The sequence below is a fragment of the Cardiobacterium sp. Marseille-Q4385 genome, assembly GCF_916618745.1.
Lineage (GTDB): Bacteria > Pseudomonadota > Gammaproteobacteria > Cardiobacteriales > Cardiobacteriaceae > Cardiobacterium.
Genome location: NZ_OU745373.1, coordinates 503418 through 529965 on the forward strand (window position 1 = coordinate 503418; position 26548 = coordinate 529965).

The 26548-nt window shown below is 60.6% G+C and carries 27 protein-coding genes; 18 read left to right on the forward strand and 9 right to left on the reverse strand.

The genetic code is table 11. The annotated features are described in order from the left end of the window. Nucleotides 1-8 precede the first annotated feature (8 nt). From LG374_RS02465 to LG374_RS02480, 4 genes are all read right to left on the reverse strand, one after another. Nucleotides 9-179 (reverse strand): hypothetical protein, encoded by a 171-nt coding sequence (locus LG374_RS02465; protein ID WP_225756227.1) that lies wholly within the window; start codon nt 177-179, stop codon nt 9-11. Between the two features lie 30 nt (nt 180-209). Further along, a complete protein-coding gene (locus LG374_RS02470) occupies nt 210-779 on the reverse strand; it encodes a hypothetical protein (protein ID WP_225756228.1) in 570 nt (189 codons plus the stop codon). 175 nt (nt 780-954) lie between these two features. Then, entirely contained in the window at nt 955-2034 is a 1080-nt protein-coding gene (gene uxuA, locus LG374_RS02475; protein ID WP_225756229.1) for a mannonate dehydratase, read from the reverse strand. Nucleotides 2035-2212: 178 nt separating this feature from the next. Beyond that, entirely contained in the window at nt 2213-2761 is a 549-nt protein-coding gene (locus LG374_RS02480) for an NAD(P)H-dependent oxidoreductase (RefSeq protein WP_225756230.1), read from the reverse strand. Nucleotides 2762-2860: 99 nt separating this feature from the next. Between LG374_RS02480 and LG374_RS02485 the strand changes: the two genes are divergently transcribed. The 7 genes from LG374_RS02485 (at nt 2861) to LG374_RS02515 (ending at nt 7045) form a co-directional block, all read left to right on the forward strand. Next, complete coding sequence (locus LG374_RS02485) at nt 2861-3208, forward strand: helix-turn-helix domain-containing protein (protein ID WP_225756231.1); 348 nt, start codon at nt 2861-2863, stop codon at nt 3206-3208. A gap of 151 nt (nt 3209-3359) precedes the next feature. Next, nucleotides 3360-3953 (forward strand): DUF2157 domain-containing protein, encoded by a 594-nt coding sequence (locus LG374_RS02490; protein ID WP_225756232.1) that lies wholly within the window; start codon nt 3360-3362, stop codon nt 3951-3953. Next, nucleotides 3950-4742 (forward strand): IS5 family transposase gene (locus LG374_RS02495; protein ID WP_225756001.1). Its coding sequence is split into 2 segments (ribosomal slippage): nt 3950-4213 and nt 4215-4742, totalling 792 coding nucleotides; the frame shifts between segments, so codons are not numbered across the junction. Before LG374_RS02490 ends, LG374_RS02495 begins: the two co-directional genes overlap by 4 nt. Then, nucleotides 4739-5491, forward strand: coding sequence for a hypothetical protein (locus LG374_RS02500; RefSeq protein WP_225756233.1), 753 nt, complete (start codon nt 4739-4741; stop codon nt 5489-5491). Before LG374_RS02495 ends, LG374_RS02500 begins: the two co-directional genes overlap by 4 nt. Further along, the gene (locus tag LG374_RS02505; protein WP_225756234.1) at nt 5488-6078 is read left to right on the forward strand and encodes a GDYXXLXY domain-containing protein; all 591 of its coding nucleotides are present in this window, start codon (nt 5488-5490) and stop codon (nt 6076-6078) included. Before LG374_RS02500 ends, LG374_RS02505 begins: the two co-directional genes overlap by 4 nt. Nucleotides 6079-6094: 16 nt before the next feature. Next, on the forward strand, nt 6095-6502 hold the full coding sequence (locus tag LG374_RS02510) for an OsmC family protein (protein WP_225756235.1): 408 nt from the start codon (nt 6095-6097) through the stop codon (nt 6500-6502). A 129-nt stretch (nt 6503-6631) separates the two neighbouring features. Next, nucleotides 6632-7045, forward strand: a complete 414-nt coding sequence (locus LG374_RS02515; RefSeq protein ID WP_225756236.1) for a nuclear transport factor 2 family protein — start codon at nt 6632-6634, stop codon at nt 7043-7045. A 120-nt stretch (nt 7046-7165) separates the two neighbouring features. Here the strand turns inward: LG374_RS02515 and LG374_RS02520 are convergent, their stop codons facing one another. From LG374_RS02520 to LG374_RS02540, 5 genes are all read right to left on the reverse strand, one after another. Next, entirely contained in the window at nt 7166-7987 is an 822-nt protein-coding gene (locus LG374_RS02520; protein ID WP_225756237.1) for a DUF2262 domain-containing protein, read from the reverse strand. Nucleotides 7988-8053: 66 nt separating this feature from the next. After that, on the reverse strand, nt 8054-8290 hold the full coding sequence (locus tag LG374_RS02525) for a hypothetical protein (protein WP_225756238.1): 237 nt from the start codon (nt 8288-8290) through the stop codon (nt 8054-8056). Between the two features lie 100 nt (nt 8291-8390). Beyond that, nucleotides 8391-9257, reverse strand: coding sequence for an alpha/beta fold hydrolase (locus tag LG374_RS02530; protein ID WP_225756239.1), 867 nt, complete (start codon nt 9255-9257; stop codon nt 8391-8393). Nucleotides 9258-9263: 6 nt separating this feature from the next. Next, nucleotides 9264-10316, reverse strand: coding sequence for a homoserine O-succinyltransferase (locus LG374_RS02535; RefSeq protein WP_225756240.1), 1053 nt, complete (start codon nt 10314-10316; stop codon nt 9264-9266). Between the two features lie 3 nt (nt 10317-10319). Further along, nucleotides 10320-11126, reverse strand: coding sequence for an AAA family ATPase (locus tag LG374_RS02540; RefSeq protein WP_225756241.1), 807 nt, complete (start codon nt 11124-11126; stop codon nt 10320-10322). Nucleotides 11127-11207: 81 nt separating this feature from the next. On the opposite strand from LG374_RS02540, the gene LG374_RS02545 reads away from it, so the two are divergent. From LG374_RS02545 to LG374_RS02595, 11 genes are all read left to right on the forward strand, one after another. Then, a complete protein-coding gene (locus LG374_RS02545) occupies nt 11208-11747 on the forward strand; it encodes a methylated-DNA--[protein]-cysteine S-methyltransferase (protein ID WP_225756242.1) in 540 nt (179 codons plus the stop codon). A gap of 129 nt (nt 11748-11876) precedes the next feature. Then, nucleotides 11877-12740: a 5-bromo-4-chloroindolyl phosphate hydrolysis family protein gene (locus tag LG374_RS02550; protein WP_225756243.1), complete on the forward strand. Its 864-nt coding sequence runs from the start codon at nt 11877-11879 to the stop codon at nt 12738-12740. Next, a complete protein-coding gene (locus LG374_RS02555; RefSeq protein ID WP_225756244.1) occupies nt 12727-13833 on the forward strand; it encodes a toxic anion resistance protein in 1107 nt (368 codons plus the stop codon). The genes LG374_RS02550 and LG374_RS02555 overlap by 14 nt, the downstream gene beginning before the upstream one ends. Then, complete coding sequence (locus LG374_RS02560) at nt 13817-14746, forward strand: SPFH domain-containing protein (RefSeq protein WP_225756245.1); 930 nt, start codon at nt 13817-13819, stop codon at nt 14744-14746. The genes LG374_RS02555 and LG374_RS02560 overlap by 17 nt, the downstream gene beginning before the upstream one ends. 6 nt (nt 14747-14752) lie before the next feature. Then, on the forward strand, nt 14753-16669 hold the full coding sequence (locus LG374_RS02565; RefSeq protein ID WP_225756246.1) for a lytic transglycosylase domain-containing protein: 1917 nt from the start codon (nt 14753-14755) through the stop codon (nt 16667-16669). Nucleotides 16670-16734: 65 nt separating this feature from the next. Further along, nucleotides 16735-17547 (forward strand): lytic transglycosylase domain-containing protein, encoded by an 813-nt coding sequence (locus LG374_RS02570; protein WP_225756247.1) that lies wholly within the window; start codon nt 16735-16737, stop codon nt 17545-17547. Between the two features lie 8 nt (nt 17548-17555). Beyond that, nucleotides 17556-19421: a transglycosylase SLT domain-containing protein gene (locus tag LG374_RS02575; protein ID WP_225756248.1), complete on the forward strand. Its 1866-nt coding sequence runs from the start codon at nt 17556-17558 to the stop codon at nt 19419-19421. 10 nt (nt 19422-19431) lie between these two features. After that, a complete protein-coding gene (locus tag LG374_RS02580; RefSeq protein ID WP_225756249.1) occupies nt 19432-19830 on the forward strand; it encodes a hypothetical protein in 399 nt (132 codons plus the stop codon). A gap of 124 nt (nt 19831-19954) precedes the next feature. Further along, nucleotides 19955-21562: an RNA repair transcriptional activator RtcR gene (gene rtcR / locus LG374_RS02585; protein WP_225756250.1), complete on the forward strand. Its 1608-nt coding sequence runs from the start codon at nt 19955-19957 to the stop codon at nt 21560-21562. 97 nt (nt 21563-21659) lie between these two features. Further along, nucleotides 21660-22709, forward strand: a complete 1050-nt coding sequence (locus tag LG374_RS02590; RefSeq protein ID WP_225756251.1) for an NAD(P)-dependent alcohol dehydrogenase — start codon at nt 21660-21662, stop codon at nt 22707-22709. Between the two features lie 2207 nt (nt 22710-24916). After that, nucleotides 24917-26506: an RNA-binding protein gene (locus LG374_RS02595; RefSeq protein ID WP_225756252.1), complete on the forward strand. Its 1590-nt coding sequence runs from the start codon at nt 24917-24919 to the stop codon at nt 26504-26506. The last annotated feature ends 42 nt before the right edge of the window (nt 26507-26548 follow it).

Genomic DNA, 26548 nt, shown 5'->3' on the forward strand with positions numbered 1-26548 from the left:
GGTGATCCTCAGGGTTGCGGGACGCTGTAACAGCCGACGTTGTATTTGCATTCGACGATGCTGTCGGCCCCGTAAAGGATTTCGCCGGGCGTAGCCTGGAAGGTGCCGCGTCCGTCAGAACCGAGGGACTGGCAGCCGCTAAGCAGCAGCATAACGGGAAGGCAGAGGATGATTTTCATGGTGTCTCCCTTTGTTGGTAAGTATCTGGCTTAACGGCTATCCGGGCAGCGCAGGGTCGCGAGGATTTGCGCCGCTTGCGGCTGGAAGTCTTGTTGCGCGCTTTCTGCGGCGGTAAAGAGGTGCGCACCGTCGGCGGTCGCGGGATGCTGTTCGCCGTATTGCAGTCCGGCGAAGCCGCAAGGCAGCGGCTGGTAGCGCATCAGGTTGCTTTCGTAGCCGGCAAAGTGCGGATGTCTGGGCTGGGGCGGGTAGAGCATGGTGAGTTGCAGGGCGCCATCCTGTTTATCCAGACGGTAGCGGACGTTTTCCTGTTTGAGCAGACGCTCCATGTTGGCGGCAAAGTCGTCAAAGGTTTTTCCTTCGGTCACAAACATCAGGGTGAGCAGCTTGCTCCAGTCGTAGTCCCGTTCACCGCGCAGGTAGTATTCGCCGCTTTCGCCGTCCCAATGTTGCAAGCGATAGGTTTGCCCGTTGTATTGCAGGCTTTGCGGGACGCCGGCAGGCAGTTGCGCAGCGGGCGAATCCTGGACGCTACTGCTGTTGCCACGCAGGCAGCCGCCGAGCAGCAGGGCGAAGGTCAGACAGAGGATGGTTTTCATGGGCTTCTCCGGTGGGGCATTGAGCGGTGCATTATCACGGTGCGGCGTTGTGTACGGCAAACTTTTGCCGCTGGCGGCAGAAACGGTTTACCAACTGCTGCCAAGCGGCGTGGTTACCGCGATTTGCCGCTGTCGTGCGTTATCCCGATACCGCCCCAGGCGGGGCGGTTGCTGCTCAGGCCTTACCCTTGCGTTTCTCGCATTCGTCCCACACGCCCTGCACATACATGACGCCGAGGGCGCGGTCGTAAAGACCATAGCCGGGACGGCACTGTTCCCCCCAGATGTGGCGACCGTGGTCGGGGCGCCAGTAGCCGGTGAAGCCCACATCGTGATAAGTGCGCACAATTTCGGCGATATCGAGCGAGCCGTCGCTGCTCAGGTGCGAAGTTTCGATGAAGTCGCCGTTGTCAAAACGCTTGATGTTGCGGATGTGGGCGAAGGGGATGCGGTCGTGGAAATCACGAATCATCTGCGGAAGATCGTTATCCGGATTCGGGCCGAGCGCGCCGCTGCACAGGGTCAGGCCATTGCTGGGGCTGTCCACCATTTCCACGATGGCTTTGAGGTCGGCGTAATTTTTGACGATGCGCGGCAGGCCGAAGATGGAAAACGGCGGATCGTCGGGGTGGATACCCATCTTGATGCCGGCAGCTTCGGCGGTCGGGATGATGGCTTCGAGGAAATATTTGAGGTTTTTGCGCAAATCGTCTTCGCTTACGTTTTTATAAGCGTCAAAAAGCTTGTCGAGATGCGCGAGCCGCTCCGGTTCCCAGCCGGGCAGGGTCAGCCCTTGCGAACCTTCAGCGACGCTTTTCACCAGTTGCTTCGGATCAAGGTCTTTCATTGCGCCATGATCGTAGAAAAGCGCGGTCGAGCCGTCGCCGTTGAAACTGGGGTGGAAAAGGTCGGTGCGCATCCAGTCGAAAACGGGCATGAAGTTGTAGCAGACGACCTTCACCCCGTGCTTGCCGAGATTTTTCAGGCTTTCTTTATAGTTTTCAATGTACTGCTCGCGTTCCGGCAGGCCGAGCTTGATCGCTTCGTGGACGTTGACGCTTTCCACGACGTCGATATTGAGGCCGTATTTCGCCGCCTGTTCTTTGACTTCGATGATGCGGTTTTCCGGCCAGACTTCACCGGCAGCCATATCGTGCAGCGCCCAGACGACGCCGGTCATGCTGGGAATTTGCCGGATGGCTTCGAGGGATACGGTGTCGTTGCCTTCGCCGTACCAGCGGAATGTGGTTTTCATAGTGGCTCCTGTATGGGAAGTGTTAAACCAATTTTGTTTGCCCGCTCCGCTTTTTGATGATGGGCATCGCAGGATTTTTAATTTTGAGCGGTGCTATATTGCCATTAAATAGATAGATGGCGCAATAAATGGTTAACCAATATGCTGATGGCGTTTGACCGGCGTTTGTTGCAGTCGCTCAGGGATAGTAGTGCACCAGATGGGCGAGGTAGTCCTGCGCACTTTGCGCTACGGCAGCACGGGCGGTGTCGTCATAGGCGGCGTTGCTGTCAATGCCGTGCCAGTGAAAGAGCGGCTGCCAGGCGGCACGACAGTAGCGTAAGGTCAGCTCGAAGGAACGCAGCACTTCAGCGACGGTGCAGCCGATGGCACCGTCAGCAGTGTAATCAGCCGCTGGCGCACCAAGCGAGACGGCGATACCCGCTTTTTTGCCAACAAGGGCGGTGGCGCGTGAACCGTAGGCCCAGCCGTGGGTAAGCACGTCATCCAGCCATTGCTTCAGGAGCGGTGGACAGTTAAACCAGTACACGGGGAATTGCAGGATGAAGGCAGCATGCGCATCCACCAATGCCTGTTCAGCGGCAACGTCAATGCGCCCGCCGGGATAGCGACGGTAGAGCTCATGCACGGTGTAGCGCTCAGGTTGCTGCGCCAGCGCATCCGCCCAGGCGCGGTTCACGGTGGATTGGTCGAGGTTGGGATGGGCGAGAATGACGAGGGTTTTCATGGGTGTCCTTTGATACAAGTGTGGGGTGCAGCTTACAATCCCGCGCCTTCCGCGCCCAGTACGCACGCCTGCGTAAGCCACTAACCCCAAGGAAAGTCCATGCTGCACACCCCCTGCCAAAAAGAAGCACAATTGCTCGTCGATACTGGCTTCGGCCATACCCTGTCGCTCATTGGCGGCAAATACAAAATGGTGGTTCTCTACTGGCTGGGCAAGGAATCGCCGACCCGCTTCAACACTTTGCAGCGGCGCATCGGCGGCATCTCTTATAAGACGCTGGCTGCCACCCTGAAAGCACTGGAGCGCGACGGTCTCATCTCGCGCACGGAATATCCGCAAATCCCGCCGAAAGTTGAATATGCCCTGACCGCGCGTGGCCGATCGCTGCTGCCAGTGCTGGATGCGATGTGCGCCTGGGGGCGGGCGCACCGCGAAGCGTCCTGGTGAAGCGTGTTTGTCTGTCGTCGGCAGACCTCATTTATGCGGCGATAAAACCGTCACGAAATCGCTGTGATAACCGGGGTAGATAGCGGGTTTTGTCATGATTGCCCGCAGTGCTTTTGCGTATCATGGCGCTGTTTTCTTCCAGGAGAGTCGTATGAACCGGCGCGTGGCGTTTTCCCGTGAATTGTTGGCCGAACTGCCCCAGTGGGAGGCAAGCGGCTGGATTTCCCCCGAACAAGCGGCACTGTTGCGGGCGCGTTATGCGCTGCCCGTGCAGCATCGGGGACAGTGGTGGCAAATGGTGCTGTCGCTTTTTGCCGCGCTCTGTGTCGGCGCGGGGGTTATCGCGCTTTTCGCCGCCAACTGGGCCAGTTTGTCGCGCCCGCTGCGGGTGGTGCTGTCGCTAACGCCGCTTGTCCTCTCGCAGGCGGCGCTCTTTTTTGCCTGCTGGCGTCGCCCGGCGAGTACGGTATGGCGCGAAGGCAGTGCGCTCCTGGTTACGCTGTCGGTCGGCGCGGCGATTGGCCTGATCGCGCAGACGTATCATGTGGAAGAAAATCTGCCCGCGTTTTTGCGCGTCTGGTTGCTGCTGACGCTGCCGCTGGTCTATGTCGCGCGCAGTTGGGCGGTGGCGTTTTTCGCGGCGTTTCTAGCGCATGTGTTCGGTTCGCATGGTGGTCATACCTTGTCCGCCTTTGTCTTAGAACGTGTTCATTGTCTCAGCCTCTGCTGTAAACTATCGGCATGAACAGAAAAACCTACCCAAGCGATATCAGTCGCGAGCAATTTGCGCCTCTCCTCCCCCTGCTGGAAAGTGCCCGTAAACGCACAGCGCCACGTCAGGTGGACTTGTACGATGTCTTTTGTGCCATTCTCTACCTGCAACGCACTGGCTGCTCCTGGCGCGCTTTGCCGGGCGATTTCCCCAAATGGCGCACCGTGCATTCCTACTTCCAGAGATGGACTGAGCCACGCGAGAGTGGCATCAGCATCCTTGAGGAAGCATTAAAAAAATCAGGTAGTTGCGGAGCGCCGCAAGCAGGGGCATCATGAAGCAACCACTTTCCTGATTATTGATGCGCAGAGTGTGAAGAACACGGATACCGCCATGGAAAAAGGCTACGATGCGGGCAAGAAGGTTAGCGGTATCAAGCGGCATATAGCGGTTGACACGCAGGGTTTGCCGCATGCGCTTGCGGTAACGACGGCGGATGTTACGGATAGAAAAGGCTGCCTGCTAGCATTGGAACGTGGGCGGGATAATCTTGGGGCGGTACAAAAAATCCTTGCTGACGGTGGTTACACGGGTAAGGCATTTGCTTCGTCAGTACAGGAGTTGATTGGTGCGGAGGTAGAGATTGCCAAACGAAACGAATTACACCGCTTTGCGGTATTGCCAAAGCGATGGGTAGTCGAGCGCAGTTTTTCCTGGTTGGAAAAGAACAGACGGCTTTGGAAAAACTGCGAGCGTAAGTTGAGTACCAGTCTGCAAATGGTAGCTTTGGCTTTCTTGGGAGTCCTGCTACGAAGACTATGAACACGCTCTTAGGAGAGTGGGAATATCTGGGCTATGTCGCCGCGTTTTTGCCGTGGCTCTTCTGGCAGCGGCAATGGCTGCAGCCTTATGGCGCCCAAGCGGGCGTGTGGCGCACGTTTGCCGCGCTGCATAGTGTCGTCTTTATCCTGATTCTCTGCGCCAACAGCCACAACCTTGGCTCCTTGTCCGCCTGGGTCTGCCTGTCCGCTTTCTACCTTGCCAGCCGCACCCTGTTGCCCGCCTGGCGCAATGTGATGGTACTGCTCAGTAAAATCGCCCTCGCCTTGCTGCTTCTGTTCAGTGCGGATTTCTTGATGTACAACAACTTTATCGACTCACTGCTGGCCGATCTGCGGCTGCTGACGGTAAGCGGCGTGTTGCTGCTCTTTGCCGCCTGCCGCTGGCGACGGCTGGAATGGTGGGATGTGCTGTTCGTGGCAAGCGGTATCGCGGTGCATCTCCTCGCCTCGCAGGGGATGCCTATCCGTTACGGCGATGCCTGGCCGTGGCTGCCGACCGTCTTCATTATCGTCCTCGGTCTGTGGCGGGCACGGCTTGATCTTGACCGCAGCCTCTTTGCCGTCAATTCAGCGCTCATCTGGGTACTGATGGCGCTGTTCCTGCGCTTCGTCGGCGATAACATGCCGCTGTGGATCAAGGGGCTGGTCTTCATTATCGCCGGTCTTGCCTTCTTCATCGTCAACCTGCACCTCGCCCGCCGCCCACGTCCGAACGGAGTATCCGCATGAAAAACCGTCTCGTCTTATTGTTGCTACCCCTGGTTTTTGCCCTGCAATGGGCTGTGCCCCTGATGCAGGTGGTGCGTGGTGAGGGCATTCTGCGTGAAGGCGTCGCACTGCGTCTGGAATTGCAGCCGGTTGACCCGCTTGATGTGCTGCGCGGCCGCTATCTGGCGTTAGCCTTCCCGGAAGAGGAGAAAGAGCACACCCTGCCCCCCGGCGTACAAGGCGGCGACACCATCTACGTTGTGCTGGAAGCGGGAAAAGACGGCCTCGCCCACATCACCCGCCTGAGCCATAGCGCGCAAGACGGCGCCTTTGCCTACACTATCCCGGACGGATACAAGGCGGGCGACTCCATCCGCATCAACATCCCGCTCACCCGCTACTACCTGCCGGAAGAAGATGCGGTGAAAATCGACGAACTGTTCCGCTTCCGCAACAACGAAAGCCCGCACAGCAACGCCACCCTCGGCGTACGCATCAAGGACGGGCAAATTGTCGCCGAAAGCCTGTGGCTCGACGGCCAGCCTTACCGCGACTGGCTGCGCAACTACCAGAGTACGCAGAGCAAAGCCGCCGCGCAAACACCCTGAAGAGGAAGTACTTGCCATGCACACCATCCACGTTGAACATTTGGGCGCCCTGCATAACCGCGCCACCCGTTATGACAACCAAAGCAGTGTCGCCAGCGATGCGCCAGCGGGCAGCGGCGGCAAAGGCGAGCACTTCTCGCCGCTGGATTACTTCGCCGCAGCGTTGGCCTTCTGCTGCCTGACGCAAATGGCAAAAAAAGCGGCGGCGCAAGGTATCGACAACCTGGCCGTCAGCGCGGACGTCGGTAAAAACATGGCCAACGACCCGCTACGCGTCAGCGAAATCATCATCGATTTCCATCTCAGCCGGACACTGGACGCCGATACCCGCAGCATCATCGAAGCCGCCGCCCGCCATTGCCCGGTCGCGAACAGCCTGTCCGCCGAACTCAAACAGACCATGCGCTTTCATTACGATGCCTGATCTGTCCCGAAACAGACAACACAATATAGGTGGCCTACTGCCGCCTGTATTGATTTCGACCGCCCATAACCACATGACCAAAGCGTGCACCTGGGCTTTTCTCAAACTCAACGGAGTATCAAAACCACGATGAATACCGCAAATCACCTCTATCACGCTTGGCATGAGGCGGCCAAAAACCGCGACACCGATGCCCTTATCGCCCTCTACCACGATGACGCCGAACTAGAATCGCCGCTGGTGCCTATCATCCTGCAACGTGAAGACGGTACTCTGCGTGGCAAAGCCGAAATCCGAGCCTTCCTCGAAGAAGGTACACGCCGTCGCCCGAATGAATGGGTACGCTGGTACCGCGACGCCAACTACTACACTGGTGGCGACATCCTTATCTGGGAATATCCACGGCAAACTCCGGACGGTAACCAAGTCGACATCCTCGAACTCATGCAGCACCGCGACGGCAAAATCTACCGCCACCGTATCTACTGGGGCTGGTTCGGCACACAAATGCTGATTCACTCCGCGTTAGCCAAACAGGCATAGGCATCAGCCTGTCTTGGCAAGCGGAAAATCTCTAATCCGCAAAGAAGCATCGCCTCCCTCGCTGAACGAGGCAATGCTTACGCTGCTTGGCAGCGAACCTGTATTTATCCCGCCCAATGGCTATCCGGCAAACTCGGCATCTTCGTATTCACCGTCGGCGTTGATGCTGACCATGATGACGTGGCCCCAGAAGATGTTGTCGTCGTCAAACCAGGCGGTAAAGCCGCCTTCTTCACTAATGGTGATTTCTTCCAGGCGGATGCGGCGGGCAAATTCGGCTTCGCTGAGGTTAGGGTTACCGTTTTCTGCGTCTTCCTGCCATTCGCGGGCGGTTGTAATGAGTGCGCGCGCGGCGTGAGCGGTGAGGCGGTCGTGCCAATCCTGTGGCGCGGCGTAGAGGCGGTGCAGGGTGGCGATAGCGGCGGCGGTGGGGCTTTCTTGCTCGTCGTCGCTATCAAGCGCGAGGCGGATGGTATGCCCCAGCCATTCGACTTCGCCGTTGTAGGTGTTGAATTTTTTGTTCAGCACGAAGGGGGCAAACGGCGCTTCTTGCCAGGTGATGGCTTGCTGATAAGCGCTGCGGATGGTTTCCAGCTCACGATCGGCGGTATCTGCCGCGAGTATATCCAGCAGCCGGAAGTAGTGCGGCGCGGTTTTGTGCGGGCAGACACGCAAGCGGTAAAGGGTGAGGTCGCGGAAGCGAGGGCGATCGTCGCTTTCGAGTTCGGCATCGTTTGCCGGCCAGGAGACACTGCCTTCTTCGTGGTGCAGTTGGTCACCGTCTTTGTAGGCGATGATGTCGCAATTGGCAGACCAGATAAGCGCTTTGCCCGCTCTGCCTGCCCCTTCGCAGTCTTCACCGCTGAGGATGGTGATTTCCCGGGCTTCGTCATGGTAAAGGGCGGCGAAGGCGGCGCGTTCGCTCTTTTCTTGGGCGTTCATGGTTGTCCTGGCTGGTGTGGTTTGTTTGGACAGAGCCCGTGTTTATCCCGCTTGGCGGCGCGTCGCTCAGAACCAGATGACTTTGCGGCGGTTGCGCGGGGAGAAGGTGCCGCCGACCATTTCGCAGTTGCTTTGCGTCATTTCTTCGCGGTATTCGCGGCCATCCGCGCGGATGCCGCGACAGTCGCCTTTGGAGAGGTTATGTTTGCCGACGGCGGCGGTGGTATCGCCACGGGCGCAAGCGGTAAGGGTGAGGGCGGCAGCCAGGCCGAGGATGAGCAGGGTTTTGTTCATGGGATTCATGGGGTTTGTGTGGGTGGGTTATATCCATTCCAGGTTTTAAGCTGGGAAGGCGGCGCGCGAAGTCCGTGTATGTTTGATACGGCGAGACGCGCTAACACGCTCAGGTTTTTTCCCGGGATGGGTCTTGCTGTTTGTGAAAGGTTTGGATGGCCGCCCAGAGGATGTCCGGCTGGGCTTTGATGGCTTCGTGGCCGGCGAAGGGGATGTGCAGCAGGTGCGCGGCAGGGTTTTGTTCGCGCAGCGCTGCCCAGTCGGGCAGGTTCAGCAGGAAATCGTCTTCGCCGCGTACTGCCAGGATGGGTTGTTTGATGGCGGCGACGCGTTCGTTGGGGTAGCCCGTCGCGCTGTTGTCCAGCCACAGGCGGCGCAGGTCGGCGGTCAGGGTGGTGAGGTCGGGTTGCGGGTTTTGTTGTTCGTAAGCGGCGACTTGGGCGGACATGTGTTCGCGGAGGAAGTCGGGGGTGAGGCTTTCGTACATGTCGCGCGCGGGTTCGATTTGGCTGCTGTGCCAGTGGGCGCCGATGGTCAGCACGCTTTGTGCGCGTTCGTCGTTGAGGGCGAGGTGGTAGGCAGCGGTGCCGCCATCGCTGAAGCCGAGGATGTGGTAAGTGTTGAGGCGGAGGGTGTCGATGAGGTGTTTGGCGTCAGCGGCGATTTGCGCGTAGGTGAGGGGAACGCTGCCGCGCGTGGATTGGCCGTGGCCACGCGTGTCGTTTTCGATGACGCGGTAGTGTGGGTGCAGGCGCGGCAGGAGCGGGGCGAAGTCGTCTGCCGCTGTACCCAGTCCGCCGTGCAGGAGGAGGAGCGCAGGGGCGTCGGTTTTGCCGTTATCGCGGTAGTGGAGGATGGCGTCGTGGTAGGTGTGGCTGGTCATGGTTTTTTTCGGTTGGGGTTGGGCGGTGCTAAGGCGTGGGGTGAGGGCGGCGAGAGCGGCGGCAGTGAGCAGGGTGCGACGGCTGGTCTTCATGAGGAATCAGCGGCGCAGACGGCCCAGCGGGTCGGCGGGGTCGATGCCGTCCATGAATTGCAGCCGTCTGTCCTGGTGGGTGAGTTGGTAAACGAGGCCGAGCCAGTTGGCGAAGAGGGCTTTGGCGGTGTCGCGCCAGGTCACGTTCACTTCTTCGAGTAGCGCTGCTTCGGGGAAGTCGCTGATGGGGGCACCGCTGGCAAGGTAGGCGTTGGCGAGGCGGATGCCGGCCGGGGTGAGGTAGTGTTCGGGCAGGTAGGGCGCGCGTTCGCTGTTGCCTTCGCGGTATTGTTGCAGGTCGCGGCGGTATTCTTTGAGCAGGCTGTTGTGGTCGTATTCGGGGTGGCCCTGGAAGTAGATTTGCCGGAAGCCGTCCGGCGAGCTGGCCATCGCCACGCCGCTTTCTTCGCCGGCGACGAGGACGGGCAGGCCGCAGGCGGCAAAGGATTCGGCGCCGACGTCGTTCCAGCGGGAATGCGGCATGTCGAAGCGGGTGTTGATGTTGGTGAGCATGGGGTGGCTGCGGTCCAGGACGCGGTGGCTGTACACGCCGAAGAGTTTGTTGGCGCGGCGCAGACGCGGGATGCCGTAGAAGTGGCGCAGGGCGAGGTGCGAGGCGAGGCAGGAGCAGAGGACGGAGGTGACGTTTTTGTCCGCCCAGTCGAAGACGCGCTGGACATGCGGCCAGTAGTCTTCTTGGGCAAGGTCGGCGTGGACGGGGTTGGTGCCGGTGAAGATGATGGCGTCGAGTCCTTCGGCGGCGAGGTCGTCGAAGTTTTCGTAGTGGGTGTCGATGTAGGCCTGGATGTCGGCGCTGCGCGGTACGCCAGGGACGGTGAAGATGTGGACGTAGAACTGGGCGATGCGGTTCGAGTTGCCAATCAGGCGCAGGAATTGGCGCTCGGTGGCTTTGAGCGCGCCGTCGGGCATGATGTTCAGCAGGCCGATGTGCAGTTCGCGGATGTCCTGGCGGTGGGCGCGTTCGACGTCGAGGATTTCTTGTCCTTCGGCGCGCAGGCGATCCAGGGCTGCGAGGGGGCGGTGGGCAACGAGCGGCATGGGTCAGTTCCTTTGTGCGGCGTTGAGCAGGTCGTGGAAGTCGGCGGCGTCGCGCAGTTGCCAGATGTCGCGCGCGTTCAGGATGATGCCGCCGTATTGGGCGATGAGTTCGCGGTAGCGTTCGCGGCGGTGCGCCATCATGCGCGGGGTGACGTAGCGGATGAAGTCGTCGGATTCGAAGCGGTCGGGGGTCAGGCCGCCTTTCATCAGGCCGTATTCGCCGATCATTTGTTGCAGGAAGTGCGGGTGGTAGCAGATGGGTTTGGGGTAGGCAATGGCGCGCGCTTCGAGTTCGGCGTAGTGGGCTTCGTCGGTGTCGATGTAGATGTAGCAGGTGTGCGCGGCCAGCGTCTGGAACATGGCGGGGTCGTCGAGTTCGCAGATGCTGCCGCCAGCGTCGTTGATGAAGGCTTTGTAGCCGTAGAGGCGTTCGGCGCGTTCGATGAAGGCGGGTACGTCCTGCATCGCCGCTTGTTCGGCGGCGCGAAAGAGGTGCTGCCGCTCGATGAAGGTAGTGGCGTCGTAGCCGTCGCGCCCCAGTTTGCCGATGTAGGCGGAGAGGATGTGCAGCCGCTCGATGCTGACTTTGCCCTGCACGCTCACGGCGTCATCGCGCAAGAGGGAAGCGAGGGTCGGCTCGCGACGGGCGAGTTCGGTCAGCCAGTCGCTGATGGGTTCGTTCAGGTAGCGGGTGGCGATGCGGTAGTCGCCGGAGTAGTGAAACCAGCCGGCGGCAGCAAGCATGGTCGCCAGGGTAGTTTTGCCGACGCCTGAGGTGCCCATCAGGGTGATGCGGGATATTGGGGTCATTTCATCATCCGTTTGCACAAAAACGCGCGCTATATTACACCAGCCAGCTAAAATGGATTTTTCCCTACGGTAGCGCCGCTTATGAACGTCATCCGCACCCAGATTTATCCCTCCCCTCTCGGCGATTTGCTGCTCGGCGACTGGCGCGGCGCGCTAGTCCTCTGCGATTGGCTGTTGACCCGCAACGGCTACGCCAGCGACAGCCGCGTGCCGCATCATTTGCGGGCGGTTATGCAGGAAGCGGTCACGGATCTTCTCCGCGAAGCGGCGGTGCAGTTGAACGCGTATTTCGTTGGCCGTCTGCGCACGTTCAACTTGCCGCTGCACGGCGCGGGCACGCCCTTCCAGCAAAGTGTCTGGCTGGCGCTCAGGGAAATTCCATACGGCGTGACGCGCAGTTATCAGGACATCGCCCAAGCCATCGGTAATCCGCGCGGCACACGGGCGGTCGCGGGCGCTATCCGTCACAATCCGCTGTCCGTGATCGTCCCCTGCCACCGCGTCATCGGCAAGAACGGCCAACTCACCGGCTACAACGGCGGCACCGACGCGCTCTATATCAAGGAACGGCTGCTGGCGCTGGAACAACGTGTCGCCGCAAGCGCGGCACCAAAAAACTGACAAAACCGTTATAATCGCCGCCATCCCGCTAACCACCTGAACCCGCATGAATTCCTTTCCTCGCCTGCTTGGCTTCATCCTGCTGCTAAGTGCCATCTTCTTCCCCGCCTGCATGGGAATCTTCCGCTGATGACCCGCGACCACAAAGCCATCGTCAAGCAACAATACCTCGGCATCCGGGGCATGGCGCTGTACCTCGTGCAACTGCCGCTGTGGCTGAGCATCCCGATCAACCTGATCTTTTTCAAGCCGCTGAATATCATGAGTGCAGGCGTTGCCAGTGCCCTGCTCTGCTACGCCGCTTACCTTACCCAGCGCCACTACCGCTCGCGCCGCGACAACTACGTCAAAACCGGGCAAGACCACGCCGACGAAGACAACCGCCTCTACGCCCTCGGCTTCACCGCGCTGGCTGCCGCCGTCCTCGCCTTCACCGCCCGTCCGCAGCCGCTCTTTGGCCTGATAAACGCGCTGATTGCTGCTGGCGGTTACTACCTCAGCTACCTCTATAGCGACACCCCGACTGCCGACGTGCGCCCGCCGCGCGACATCCCCTCCGCCCTGAACGACACCCTGCGCGACATGCTTTCAGGGGGTTACGACGCTGTCGAACAACTCGAACACTACGCGCAACGCCTGCAACTGCTTGCCGAAGAACGCGGCATCGCCGCCCAGCTCGACAAAATCGCCGCCCAGGCGCGAGCCATCATTAAACACATCGGGTCGAATGCCGAACGCATCCGCGCCGCGCGCAGCTTCCTGATCGTCCACCTTGGCGAACTGCGCCGCATCAGCGAACAATACATCGCCGACATCGGCAACCCCGGCCATAGCGCACAACAAACCCGTTTCCTCACCCTGCTGCACGACAGCGAACAATCTTTCACCGCGCAACACCTGCAACTGACGAGCCAGCAGCAAATCCAGCTCGACACGCAAATGCAAGTCCTGCGCGAACAACTCAACCCGAGCAAATCCCATGACCAACACTGAACTCACCACGACGACTACGACGACCACTACCGCCCCGGCCCATCTGGACGACGTGCGCGTCAAACAACTCGCGCAAACCCTTAACATCACCGATACCAACAGCATCCTCAGCTTCGGTGCCGCCGCGCAAAAACAGCTGACCGCCGTCGCCGACACCATGCTCACCGACATCAAAAGCGAAGACGCGGGCAAAGCAGGACAACTGCTTTCCAACATGGTTTCGCTGCTGCGCGGCTTCCAGGGCGCAGAACTAAAAATGCAGGAAAAGCCCTCGCTTCTTACCCGCCTCTTTAACAAAGCCAAGCCGCTGCAAACCTTCCTGCAAAAATTCGACACCATCAGCGAACAAATTGACCAAATCAGCAACGCCCTCGAAAGCCACAAACAAAAACTGCTGGTGGACATCAAATCGCTGGACAAACTCTACGACGCCAACCTCGACTACTACCGCGAACTCGAATACCACATCGCCGCCGCTGAAGACGTGCTGGCCACGACCGACGCCGAAGTTCTGCCCGCGCTCGCCAAAGCCGCTGAAGACGGCGAAATGGAAAGCGCGCAACGCCTGCGCGACCGGCAAATGCAGCGCGACGAACTTGACCGCCGTCTGCACGACCTGCGCCTGACCAAACAAGTCTCGATGCAAGCCCTGCCGAGCATCCGCATGGTGCAGGAAAACAACAAAGGCCTCGTCAACAAAATCAACACCACCCTCGTCAATACCGTGCCGTTGTGGCGGCAACAACTCGCCCAGTCCATCGCCATCTACCGTTCCGGCGAAGCGGCGATTGCCCTCAAACAAAGCAGCGATCTCACCAACGAACTGCTCACCGCCAACGCCGAAAACCTGAAAATCGCCAACCGCGAAAGCCGCACCCAGCTCGAACGCGGCGTTTTCGACATTGCCTCCGTCGAAAAAGCCAACCAAATGCTCATCGAAACCATCGAAGAAAGCATCCAGATTCACGAAACCGGCCGCAAACAACGCCAGGAAGCCGCCGAAAAACTGCTCGCCGCCGAAGAAGCCCTCAAACAAAGCCTGAAATCGGCCGCGCAAATCACCCAGGAAACCCCGCATGAAAGGACTGTTTGACACCCTGCTCAACAAAATCCGGCCCATTGTCAGTGCGCGGCCACGCGTCCTTGCCGCGCACTTCCCGCCGGACGGCCTGCTCTACCATTACAGCCAGTACAACCTGCTCGAAAGCAGCACCCTGCACATCGACGCGGGGCAAGTCGCCTACCTCATCATCAACGAACAATACACTCCCGCCTACCGCGAAGGCGAATACCCGCTTGACCCGGATAACATCCCGCAGACCGAAACCGCCGACATCCTCTTCCTCAACACCGTCGCCATCGCCAACCGCCTCTGGCAAAGCGCCTACCAGCCCTCGCAGCGTCCGCTGGACCAGCCGCTTTCCGGCACATACAGCGTCAGCATCCATGATGCCGATGCCGTCTGCCGCACTGTCATCGAACATCAGGCCATCAACCTGGATGACGACCTCATCGACCAATGGGTGAGCTACACCATCGATCACACCCTCATCAACGAACACATCAGCGCGGACGACATCGAAAACCAGGCCGAAGCCCTGCAAAACTTCCTCAAAGCCCGCCTGCGCACCCAGCTCAACGCCCAGGGACTCACCCTGCACGACCTGCGTATTGGCCGCCGACCACCCGCCGCCAAAGCCGAGCGCGAACGCCGCGCTGCCTACACAGAAACGCCCGTCTTTGCCCCGGCGCGCGAAAACGCCGCCCCCGCTGCAACCATCGCCGCTGCCAACAGTGCCACCGTCAGCGATACCCCGCGCAGCCCGCTGTCCGAAGACAAAATCTACTACCGCGTCCACCACGGCCAGCAAATCGGCCCATTGAGCGCGCTCGACATCCAGAAACTCATCGACGAAGGCCAAATCCTCGCGCGTGACCTACTCTGGCAAAAAGGCATGACCGCCTGGCTGCCCGCCCAGGCATTCAGCCACTTCAACTGGAACTGATCCCACATGGAAAAAACCTATAACAAGGCCGGAAGCCTCGCCCTGTGCATCCTGCTCGCCCTCAACCACCCCACTGCCCACGCTCAGGATGCCACCGCCGGCCTTTACATCTGCACCGGCACCGACGGCATGAACAACATCACCAGCCAGCCAAGCGGCGGAAACTGCCGCCCCTACCAAAAAGGCGCCATCGGCGGCGATAGCGCGCCAGCGCCCGCTGCGCCCGCAATGCCCGTCGCCCAACCGACCCCGCAACCCGCACCCATGCCGCTTGCTGCCCCGCCTGCCAGTGACGACGGCACTTTCACCTGGGACGACGGCGAAGCCCCTGTCGCCGCCCCGCAACCTGCCAAAACCCCAACACGGAAAACCCCCGCTGCCAGACCAGCCCCACAAGCCGCTGCTGCCCCCGTTGCCCCGCAAAGCGAAAACAACGACGCCGGCGGCTTTACCGGGGACGACGGCGACGCTCCGGCCAAACCTGCCACCCCCGCCAAAGCGGACAAAAAAGTAGCTGGCAAAAAAGACAAGCCTGCCGCCAAACCCACAGAAACCGCCGATAAAACACCGCCTGCCGCCCCCCAGCCACCGGCAGCGCCCACACCACCGGCCAACAACAACCCCCTCTTCCCGCCAGCGCCCGGCTACACCAGCAGCCCGCAAGGCAGCGGCAAATACTACCAACACATCGCGCGCGGCACGGGCAAAGCCCCCGCCCAGCCCGCTGCCCCCGCCGCCGAACAAGAAGAAAAAACCATCGCCACCGTCACCCCGCAGGGCACACAAATCTGGATGTGCCCACAACTCGACGGCACCCCGACCATCGTTGAAACCGCCAACCCGCCGCAAGGCAACTGCCAGCCGCTCGGCCGCAAAGGCGGCAGCGGTGACGTATCCGCCCCTGCCCCGCCCGCACCGAACCGGGGCAAACCGCTGGTTGGCGAAAGCACCCCGCAAGAAACCCCGGCACAAGACATCTACAAATGCTTCGACAACGACGGCAAACCCAACTTCGTTCCTGCCGACAAACGCGACAAATACAAAGGCTGCACCTTCTTCTCGCGCTCATACAGCGGCGTCAAACAACAATTCATCCAGCAGGCCAACCAGACCCAGTCGCTGGAAGCCCTTGCCAGCGCCGGCGTCCAGAAAAACAAAGACGGCAAAATCACGGGCGGCCCCGGCCTGCAATGCACCGGAGCCGGTGCCGTTACCTTCAATGGCGAAACCCGCGAATTCAACTGCGCCACCCGCTCCTTCGACTACACCCCGGGTACCAGCGGCGGCGAAGCGCGACTTGGCAACCGCCAGACCAGCGTCGCCGCGCATAACCTCGACTACCTCAACACCCAGGGCAGCTGCGGCGGCACCGTCACCAGCGAGAACGGCCGCGTCTTCCACCTCGAACCGACCAAAGACTGCCCGCAAAGCTACATCATCGAAGCCGAGCGCATCGCCGCGCAAGTACGCAAAGAACTCAACATCAACGTCAGCGGCGCCTTCCGCGAACGCCAACGCAACCTCAGCGCACAAATCAACCAGATTGCGCGCGAAGTTGGCGTCGAGCCGCACTTCGTCCACGCCATCATCTCGGCCGAATCCGCCTACAAACCCAGCGCCAAATCCCACGCTGGCGCGATGGGCCTGATGCAGCTCATGCCAGGTACCGCCCGCCGCTTCGGCGTCACCGAACCCTACAACACCGGACAAAACGTCCGGGGCGGTGCAACCTACCTCAAATGGCTGCTCAACGAATTCGGCGGCGACATGCAACTGGCGGCAGCGGGTTACAACGCGGGCGAAGGCAACGTGCGCAAATACGGCCGGAAAATCCCGCCCTTCATCGAAACCCGCGCCTACGTGCCGAAAGTCATGGAATACTACCGCCGCTACAAAAACAACCCGAGCGAGATCGGCCTATGACGCGGCATGACTACCTGCCTGCGCGGCTCCCAAACCGCGCAGTTGCCCCGCTTGACCACCTAAAAATGCCCCAAATTGCCCTCCCCCGTCTGGCGGGCATCCTCCTCGCTTGCGCCCTCATCCAGAGCGCACAGGCCGCCACCTGTGGCACCGTCGTGTACCAAGGCAAAAAAACCAACATCTCCTGTCGCGTTGCCCTGCCCGGCGGCAAAAAACCGTCAAAACCCGCACAACCCGCCGCCGCGCCTGCCAGCACCACCGGCAACGCGACCGCCCAGCCCGCATTACTCAACAACAGCCCGGCGGCAGCGGCCAAACCCGCCGCTCCCGCCTACGGCACGGGCTACTGCACCCGCACCGGCACCTTCAACGGCAGAAAAATCAAAATCCGCCAACACTGCCCGCTCCTGCCGCTCAGCCCGCTTGCCGCCCCCAACGTGCGCGAACCCAGCGGCGACTTCAAAACCCGCCAGACACAGCACAAACAACTCATCAACCAGCTGGCTGCCAAATACCAAATAGACCCCGCGCTCGTCCACGCCGTCATCAGCGTCGAATCCGGCTACCAAAGTAACGCCCGCTCCCACGCCGGCGCCATCGGCATGATGCAGCTCATGCCCAGCACCGCCGGCGAACTTAACGTCGCTGACCCCTACGACCCCGCGCACAACATCGAAGGCGGCATCAAATACCTCAGCCAACAACTGCAACGCTACCAAAACACCGAACTCGCGCTGGCCGCCTACAATGCCGGCCCGCAAAGCATCCTGCGCTACGGTGGGCAAATCCCGCCGTACAACGAAACCCGCGCCTACGTCAAACGCGTCATGCACTACAAAGAACGCTACCAGAACGACTGGCAACAACACATCAAATAAGGCACACCATGCACAAAGTCCTGCTTACCCTCGTCCTCAGCCTCGGCAGCCTCACCGACAGCAACGCCGAAAACATCCTTGACGCCGAAAACGCCATCAAAAACGGTGCCCCGCTTGCGGCCTACCAGCACCTCGCGCCGCACCCGCTCTACCCCTACCTGCAAGCGCGCGCCTACCGCGACGACCCCGCCACCCCAGTTGAGACCATCGTCGCCTTCCTCAAACAATACCCGGCCGACCCCTTCTCCACCCAGCTTGCCAAACAAAAATTCCCGTTGTGGCTCGCCAGCGGCAACAACGACGCCATCATCGCCGCCTACAGCGCCGACTACGCCGATGCCGGCATCGAATGCGACTACCGCCTGGCCCAACTCAACAAAAACCACACCCGCGCCGCCACCCAAAAACTCGACGAACTCTGGGAACAGGACAAAAACCTCGACGCCGAATGCAACACCCTCTTTGACCGCCTTGCCCACAGCGGCCATATCAGCGAAACCCAGACCGCCGCGCGCTTCCGCCAGGCGATGGAACAAAACAACCGCCTGATCGCCAGCTACCTTGCCGGCGCCCTGCATGGAGCCGCTGCCCAGGCCGCGCAAACCTGGCTCGACATCGACCAGGGCAACCTGCCGCTGGATGCCGCCTACAACCTTGCCCCCGACTGGCGCAGCGCCCTGCTCGCACAACAACTCGGCAAACGCCTGAAAAAAGACCCGGGAGCCATCGCCCAAGCTGCAAACGCCGCTGCCTTCGGCTACCTTTCGAACCCCAAAGACGCGGGCAAACTCTACAACCCGCTCCTGCGCAAACTCGCCGACAACGACGACCCGCACACCCTCACCATCTGGAACGCTATCCCTGCCGGCGAACACGAAGACAACACCATCTACGACCTCATCGCCTACGACCTGCGCCGCAGCGACTGGCGCGGCCTCGCCTCACACCTCGGCAAACTCGGCCCCGAAGCGCAAGACAAAGCCGAAATCCAATACTGGCTCGGCAAAGCCCTCGAAAAAAACGGTGACCGCGCCGGTGCCGACACACACTACCGCCGTGCCGCCGGCAAACGCGACTTCTACGGCTTCCTCGCCGCCGAAAAGCTCGGCGAAACCTTCCGCCTGAACGACCGCCCCGTGCGCCGTGACCAGCACTACACCACCATTGTCGGCCGTCCCGCCGCCTACCGCGCCCGCATCTTCCGTAACCTCGGCGACGACGCCCGCGCCAGCCAAGAATGGCAGGCACTCACCAAAAACCTCAGCCCTGCCGAAAACGCCCAGGCCGCCCTCTACGCCAGCGAAATCGGCTGGAACATCCAGGCCATCACCACCCTCGGCAAAGGCAAAAACTGGGACGCCCTCGAACTGCGCTTCCCCGTCGCCTACGAAAACCAGGTACGCCAACTCGCCAGCCGCCACGGCATCAGCCCGGCACAAATACTGGCCATCATCCGCAAAGAAAGCATCTTCCAGCCGGGCATCGCCTCCAAAGCGGGCGCCATCGGCCTCATGCAAGTCATGCCTGCGACCGCCAGCCACACCGCCCAAAAAAACGGCATCCCGTACAGCGGCAAATGGCAGCTGACCGAACCGGACACCAACCTCGAAATCGGCAGCCAGTACCTCGCCGACCGCCTGAACGAATTTGGCCACCTTGCCTACGCGGCGGCGGCCTACAACGCCGGGCCCGCACGCGTGCGCCAATGGCAGGCACAATTCGCCGGCCTGCCGCTAGACGAATGGATCGCACAAATCCCGTTCAACGAAACCCGCGACTACGTCAAACGCGTCCTCGAATACGAAAAAGTGTACGAATACCGCCTCGGCCTGCCGCACACCTCCTACAACAACGGCGCCGTCCGCCTGTGGTAAAGGAACAGCCATGAACAACAAACAACTCGCCCCCGCCCTCATTCTCTCCCTGCTGCTCACCGCCTGCGGCAGCGGCAACCCAACCCCGCCGCACATCACCCTGGAAAGCGAAACGCCGGACGAGGTGCCCGAATACCGGCACACGCCCCGCCAGCTCGACCTGCCCATCACCAACCAGTGGGACAACTGGCACTGCAACGAAGGCGACCTCACCGTGCGCTACGCCGACAGCAGCAAAACGCGCCTGCAAGTGCGCTACGCAGGCGGCGAACAAACCCTGGAAGCGCGCCCCGGCAATAACCCTGCCACCTTTGAAAACGGCCAGCTCGCCTTCCACTGCGACGGCAAACAGGCCGTCCTCGCCCGCCCGGCCTCCGCCGACATTCTCATGAGCGGTTGCCACCCCTGACACATCGCCAGATAAAAAACCGCTGACCGTGCAGCGGTTTTTTTATGCGACAAGCGGGGTAACCACATCGTTCTTTACCACCGCTTGGCTATAATCCTGCCGTCCCCACCACCATTGCGCACCCATGAGCGAAAAACGCCGCATCGTCGTCATCAGCTTTCTCGGCACCGTCCTCGACAGCGGTCAGGGCGAGGGCCGCTGGCAGAAATGGCGGCCAAACGTCGCCCTCAACCAGCGTCAGGACCTCAGCGTGGACCGCATCGAGCTCTTCTGCGCCGAAAAATTCCACGATCTCGCCGAACACGTCCGCGCCGACATCCGCCATGTCGCGCCGCATACCGCCGTCAACCTCGTGCCGATGGAACTGGAAAACCCCTGGGATTTCAGCGAAGTCTATACCCGCTTGCACGACTGGGCAGCGGATTACCCCTTTGACAGCGAGCAGGAAGAATACTGGGTGCACATCACGACCGGCACCCACGTCGCGCAAATCTGCCTTTTCCTCCTCGTTGAATCGCGGCAAATTCCCGGCATCCTCCTGCAAACCGCGCCGCCGAAGAACCAGAAACGGCAAATGATGCGCGGCGAAGTCGGCAGCGTCGAGCTGATTGACCTGGATCTCGCCCGCTACGATGCCCTGGCCGCCCGTCTTGCCGCCGTGCGCGATGACGCCGTGCGTTACCTGAAAAGCGGCATCGCCACGCGCAACGCCGCCTTCAACCGCATGATTGCCGAAATCGAGCAAGTCGCGCTGAACAGCCCCTCGCCGATTCTCCTCAACGGCCCGACCGGCGCGGGCAAATCCATGCTGGCACGGCGCATCTACGAGCTCAAAAAAGCGCGGCATCAGGTACGCGGTGCCTTCATTGACGTCAACTGCGCCACCCTGCGTGGCGACGGCGCGGCATCCGCCCTTTTCGGCCACAAAAAAGGTGCCTTCACCGGCGCGGTGGAAAAGCGCGACGGCTACCTGAAAAGTGCCGACGGCGGCGTCCTTTTTCTCGACGAAATCGGCGAACTCGGTCTGGACGAACAGGCCATGCTGCTGAAAGCACTGGAAGAAAAACACTACTATCCCGTCGGCAGCGACACGGAAATCACCAGCAACTTCCAGCTCATCAGCGGCACCAACCGCGACTTGCGCGACGACGTGCGCGCGGGCCGCTTCCGCGAAGACCTCTACGCACGCATCAACATCTGGAATTACCCGCTGCCCGCATTGGCCGACAGACGCGAGGACATCGAGCCCAACATCGCCCACCAGCTCGCCCTCGCCTCACAAGAGCTTGGCCGCACCACCCGCTTCAACAAAGAAGCGCGCGCCGCCTACCTCGGTTTTGCCCTCTCGCCGGAGGCACCGTGGCGCGGCAATTTCCGCGATCTCGCCGCCAGCATCATGCGTCTCGCCACTCTCGCGCCACAGGGACGGATCACCACCGAACTGGTGCAGGCGGAAATCGCCCGCCTGCGCTGGCTGTGGCAGGACACGAGCGCCCCTGCCGCGAGCCTCATCCCCGCCAAAGCAAATCCCGACGGCCTTGACCTTTTCGACCGCCTGCAACTGGAAAACGTCATCACCGTCTGCCGTCAGCATAAAACCCTCGCCGCCGCCGGCCGCGCCCTCTACCACATCTCGCGCGAACAGCGCGCCACCGCCAACGACAGCGACCGCCTGCGCAAATACCTGCACAAATTTGGATTGACGTGGGCGGATATCACGGCGTCTTCATAAAATTGCCGCTATTTGCGCCCCCATCGCGCATCGCTGATAATCGCTTGGGGCATTTACTAACAGCCCCGCTCATTCCATCACAAAGGAGACCCACATCATGACCGAAACCGTCAAAGCCTACGCCGCCCAATCTGCTACCAGCCCACTTACCCCTTTCACCTTCGAATACCGCACGCCGCGCGCCGACGACGTCGTTATCGACATCCTCTACACCGGCGTCTGCCACAGCGACCTGCACACCGCCCGTAACGACTGGGGCGGCACGATATACCCCGTAGTGCCGGGTCATGAAATCGTCGGTCGCGTACGCAGCGTCGGCGCGAAGGTCAGCAAGTTCAAGGCCGGCGACCTCGTCGGCGTTGGCTGCCTCGTCGATAGCTGCCGCCACTGCGAACCCTGCAAACACGATCTCGAGCAATACTGCGAAAACGGCTTCGTCGCGACTTACAGCAGCATCGACAAACACGATGGCCAGCCCACCTACGGCGGCTATGCCAAAACCATCACCGTCAGCGACGCCTTCGTGCTGAAAGTGCCGGAAAACCTCAATACCAAAGCCGTGCCGCCCATCCTCTGCGCCGGCATCACCACCTGGTCGCCGCTGCGCCACTGGAACATCGGTAAAGGCAGCAAAGTCGCGGTTATCGGCCTCGGCGGCCTCGGTCATATGGCGATTAAACTCGCTCACGCCCTCGGCGCAGAAGTCACCCTGTTCTCGCGCAGCCCCGGCAAAACGGCTGACGCCAAACGCCTCGGCGCGCACAACGTAGTGATTTCCACCGATGCCGCGCAGATGCAAAGCGTGGCGAACCAGTTTGAGCTCATCATCGACACCGTGCCCTATGCGCACGACGTCAACCCCTACATCCCGACGCTGAAACTCGACGGCACGCTGGTGTACGTCGGCCTGCTGGGCGAAGTCACCCCGCCGCTGAATACCGTGCCGATGATCCTTGGCCGCCGCACGGTCGCTGGTTCCCTTATCGGCGGCATCAAAGAAACGCAAGAGCTGCTGGATTTCTGCGGTGAGCACAACATCACCGCCGACGTGGAAATGATCAACATGGCCGACATCAACGCCGCCTACGAGCGGATGCTGAAAAGCGACGTCAAATACCGCTTCGTGATCGACATCGCCACGCTGTAAAGCGTTTTACCCCTACGAGAAAAGCCCGCGCAAGCGGGCTTTTTAGCAAGCAGAAAGCCACCAAGCGGGATAAACGCTGGGTTTGTGGGTAGCCGCCAAGCGGGGTAAACGCTGGTTTTGTATTCCCCCCTTCCGGCCTGCGGCCACCTTCCCCCGCAAGCGGGGGAAGGGATTTTCCCATGCACGATTCGGGATTGGATGCGTGCCAGGCGGGGCGAACACTGGCCTCGCGAACAGCACCAAGCTGGATAAATCCTGGTTTTGTATTCCCCCTTCCGGCCTGCGGCCACCTTCCCGGGTACCCATGAAAAAAATGCGAGCATTTTTTTTTCATGGGAGCCCCGTCCCCCGCAAGCGGGGGAAGGGATTTTCCCATGCACGATTCGGGATTGGGTGCGCGCTAGGCGGGGCGAACACTAGCCTCGCGAACAGCACCAAGCTGGATAAATGCTAGGTTTGCGGGCGGCTGCTAAGCGGGATAAACGCTGGTTTTGTATTCCCCCCTTCCGGTCTGCGGCCACCTTACCCCGCAAGCGGGGGAAGGGATTTTCCCATGCACGATTCGGGATTGGGTGCGCGCTAGGCGGGGCGAACACTAGCCTCGCGAACAGCACCAAGCTGGATAAATGCTAGGTTTGCGGGCGGCTGCTAAGCGGGATAAACGCTGGTTTTGTATTCCCCCCTTCCGGTCTGCGGCCACCTTACCCCGCAAGCGGGGGAAGGGATTTTCCCATGCACGATTCGGGATTGGGTGCGCGCCAAGCGGGACAAATACTGGGCTTGTGAGTGACCGCCAAGCGGGATAAATACGGGGTTTGTGAGCGGTCGCCAAGCGGGATGAATACTGAGTTTGTGAGTGGCCGCCAAGCGGGATAAATACGGGGTTTGTGGACGCCCGCCAAGTGGGATAAATCCTGGTTTTGTATTCCCCCCTTCCAGCCTGCGGCCACCTTCCCGGGTACCCATGAAAAAAATGCGAGCATTTTTTTCATGGGAGCCCCGTCCCCCGCAAGCGGGGGAAGGAATTTTCCCATGCACGATTCGGGATTGGGTGCACGCTAGGCGGGCGGGGCGAACACTGGCCTCACGCGCGGGATGGACTTTTGCGCACCGAGCAAGTGCCGACTGCTTCCGGCGTTCTTTGCAAGAACACTGCCAAGCGGGCAGGATAGGCACACGCAAGATGGCTATTTTATTTTCTAGATAACGATTTATCTGGATAGTTTCCTTACGATTTCTGGATAAACTTCTTGCTACATGCTATTCAATTTATCTATTTATTATCAGTGTGTTGTGAAAGTTTTTTGCCGCCTTTCGCGATTTGGCACATTTTCGGCAATAGGGTAGGTGCAGATAAATGCTGAAGGAACTACATTGGAGGGGAGAGTCCTCAACGCACTCATCACCTCAGCGTGCTAATAACACGACTGTTTTCTTCATCCCTCGTTATCTGTACGCGCCGAATGCGCGGGGAACTACAGGAAAACAAGGTCGCGGGTTCGAGTCCCGCCCCGTTGGCCCGCCAACGGGTAGTTCAGTTGGATAGAACATGTCGCGTTTCCCGCTACCTCGTCGGCGCGGCGCTATGCCCTTGCGGTGTAGCGCAGGGCAGTCAAATGCCGAAGGAATTACAGCCTCCAACGCTCGTGGTCGTGGGTTCGAATCCCGCCCCTGCCGCCATCAATGCCAATCCCAGAATCAAGCTGGGAAGGCGGCGCGCCGCAGACAGTATCTTTGAATACGGCAAGGCGCGCCAACACCGCCAGATGATTTCTGGGATTGGCATTTGGCAGGGTAGCTCAGAGGTAGAGCACGTAAAAATTTCTTCCCCCCTCGTTGACTGTCCTGCGCTGCGTCGCGCGCTGTAGCGCAGAGCGGACAAATGCCGAAGGAATTACAGCATTCCCGGGTCGTGGCGCGGGTTCGAATCCCGCCCCTGCTGCACGATGGCAGGGTAGTTTAGCGGTAGAACATGACCGTCTGTTTCTTCACTCTTGTTGTCCGCTCTGCGTTGCGCCGCTGTGGCGCGGCGGGTTGCATAACCGTTTTGTTTGCCGGATGTCCGCTGTGGGCATCCGGGCAACCCGCCGCGACACGCTGCCGTGCAGCACGGCGCATCTGGCGAATGCCGGCAGGACTACATCTCGAAAATGACGTCCTGTCACCACTTGTCGCCATCACAAATTCATATAAGAAGGACAAAAATCATGGCTAATTTCAAACTGTTCCCATCGCGCAAACAAAAACAGACTGCCACCGACACCTACAACGAAGCGGGCGGCCGCGCCTACACGCAAACCCCGGCACAACAACTGGCGCAGCTTGCCGCCACCGGTTGCCTGAACAGCACCTACTACGCAAGCGCGGAAATCCAACTGACGCAAGTGCTCAAACTCGCCCGGCAGGTTTCCCCCGAATTTCTCGCCAAGACTGCGATTTACGCCCGCGAACGCGGCTACATGAAAGACATGCCCGCGCTGCTGTTGGCGGTGCTGGCGGTGCGCGACGTAGCGCTGTGCGCGGCGGTGTTTGACCGCGTCATGGATAGCGGCAAGATGCTGCGCAACTTCGTGCAAATCGTGCGCAGCGGCGTGGTTGGGCGCAAGTCCTTCGGTACCCGCCCGAAAAAACTCATTCAGCACTGGCTGAACACCGCGACGGAAACGCAGCTGCTTAATGCCGCCATCGGCAAAAACCCGTCGCTGGCGGACGTGGTGAAAATGGTGCACCCGCAGCCGCGCGAAGCATGGCGCGCCGCCTGGTTTGCCTGGCTCATCGGCAAGCCGTACGAATACGCCGCCCTGCCGCCTTTGACTGCTGCCTTTGAAACCTACAAACGCAAAAAAAACAAACCGCGTGGCGCGCTGCCGCCTGTCCCCTTCCAGATGCTGACCGCGCTCGACCTGGGCGGCGATGCCTGGGCGCAAATCGCAAAGAACGGCTCGTGGCAGCAAGTGCGGCAGAACCTCAACACCTTCGCGCGCCACGGCGTTTTTGATAAAGACAAACACAACAAAGACAGGCACATCCGCAGCGTCGCCGCCAAACTGCGCGACCCGGCTGCCATCGCCCGTGCCCGCGCCATGCCGTACCAACTGCTGACCACCTGGCAGGCCGCCGGTGATGCCATACCGGGCGCCATCCGCGACGCCTTGCAGGATGCGATGGAAATCGCGGTGCAAAACGTGCCGCAGCTACCGGGCAACATCGTCGTCTGTCCGGACGTCTCCGGCTCGATGCAAAGCCCCGTCACCGGCTATCGCGCAGGTGCAACCAGCAAAACCCGCTGTATTGACGTTGCCGCGCTCATCAGCGCCGCCGTGCTGCGCCATAACCCGCAGGCGCGGGTCATCCCGTTCGAAATGGTCACAGTGAACGTGCGCCTCAACCCGCGCGACAGCATCATGACCAACGCCGAAAAACTGGCGGACATCGGCGGGGGCGGCACCGCATGCAGCGCGCCGCTGCGCCTGCTCAATCGCGAAAAAGCGCGCGTTGACATGGTCATCATCGTCTCGGACAACGAATCGTGGGCGGATCGGATGCACGGCCACAAAAGTGCCCTGCTCGCCGAATGGGATACCCTGAAACGGCGCTGCCCGCAGGCCAAACTCGTCTGCATCGACATCCAGCCGTATGTGACGACGCCCGCGAAAAACCGCGCGGACATCCTCAACATCGGCGGTTTCAGCGACCACGTCTTCACCCTGCTCGGCGACTTCGCGACGCACGACAACGGCGACGACCACTGGGTACGCAGCATCGAAGCCATCGAACTGCTGCGCGAAGCGGCGTAACGCCCAATCCCTTCCTCCGCTTGCGGGGGAAGGGAGATGCGA